This window comes from Micromonospora fulviviridis (genome assembly GCF_014648395.1).
GTDB lineage: Bacteria > Actinomycetota > Actinomycetes > Mycobacteriales > Micromonosporaceae > Micromonospora > Micromonospora fulviviridis.
In genome coordinates, this window is sequence record NZ_BMRA01000032.1 from 1 (window position 1) to 1,476 (window position 1,476).

At 71.7% G+C, this 1,476-nt stretch carries 1 protein-coding gene; it reads right to left on the minus strand.

What is annotated here, in order from left to right; genetic code table 11:
• Positions 1–1,422: NF041680 family putative transposase (locus tag IEY96_RS32440; RefSeq protein ID WP_189198601.1), on the minus strand; the 1,422-nt coding region annotated here is incomplete at its 3' end.
• Between the last annotated feature and the right edge of the window lie 54 nt (positions 1,423–1,476).

Sequence of the window (1,476 nt, forward strand, 5' to 3'; positions counted from 1 at the left end):
GTCACCTTTCGGTTTTGTGCTGGTGGCGGCGGCGACGATGTGGACGTCGTGGCGGGCTGCGGAGTGGCGGTTGCGTCGTCCGGGTGGTCGGCCGGGTCCTGGCCGGGAGGGTTTCGGTGCGCAGGCGGGGTTGCCGGCTTTGCTGCGCAGGTGCCGAAAGCCTCGCCGGACGCGGGCGGGCGTGAGTCGTTCGGGAGGCGCTGGGCGTTCCCAGGGCCGGCGGAGGTCGCCGACGGCGCCTCGGGCGAGGCGTAGCTGGGTGTAGGCGGCCAGCACCAGCCAGGTCCAGCGGTCGGCGGCGTGGGGGTCGCGCAGTTTCGGGCTGGTCCAGCCGAGGGTCTGTTTGAGCATGCGGAAGGTGTGTTCGATGTCGAAGCGGCGCAGGAACACCTGCCAGAGCAGGTCAATCTCGGCGTCAGTGGCGGTCGCGTGCGACCACCACAGCCAGACCGGTTTCGCGTTGGCGCCGGAGGGCAGCCGGTCGACCTGCAACAGGATCACGGTGCCTTCGATGATCGGTAGCGGGCCGTGCTGGGCGGTCCAGGCGGTGCGGTGGGTGAGCCTGGGGTGCAGCCGGTGCCAGGCTCGCGCGGTCGCGGTGCCGTAGAGGCGGGTGTCGGTGGTCGTGGCGGCGTCCGGGTCGCCCCAGCTGGCGGGGTCGCCGAAGATGAACTCGCCGCCGTGCCGTCGTGGGCGGCCGGTGGTGCCCGGCAGCCGGGGTGGCGTGGGTCGGCGCAGCACCCGGTCGGAACGCATCCGCACCAGAACCTGAACGGGTAGATCGGCCAGCAGGAACGCCAGCCGGGGCCCGTCGTAGCCGGCGTCCGCGACGATCCACACGTCCGGATCACCAGGCCGCCACTGCCCGGCAGCGATCAGCCGCTGCACCACGTCGCGTAACTGCCCGGCGGTGATCGTGGCGGCGTCGTCGCCGGGCGCCAGCCGGCGGGCGTCCAACGGCGCGGTCCACGAGGTGCGCCCGGCCTCCAAGGCGGTGACGAACGAGTACGGCCAGCCCGGAACCCCGACGTGGGTGTCCTTGCCACGCCCGTAGGTGTGACACAGCACCCGCTCCGGGCAGGTGTGCGCCTCCGGCCGCAGCCAGCACGTCACATCCACCGCCAGGACGACCCGCCCGTCCGCGGCCCGCGGCAGCGGCACCGCCGCCACCGCGGTCCGCAGCCGCTCGATGTCGATCCGGCCGCGGTTCAACGCCGCGTACAACGAGCCGTGACCGCGGCGGTGCTCACCCACCAGCGACAACTCCACCAGAGACCGCACCGGCGCATCCCCGCACAACAGCGCGTCCGCCAGCTCGAACAACGCATCCCCACGAGCGGTCAGACAACCGTGGAACTCACGCCGGAACGCAGCCAGCCGCCCGACGGCGTCGAACGCACCGGCATCGTGCACACTGATCACCAGGCAGCCCTTGGTTTGCGATCTTCTTCCCTAGACAAGAGGAATGATCGATCA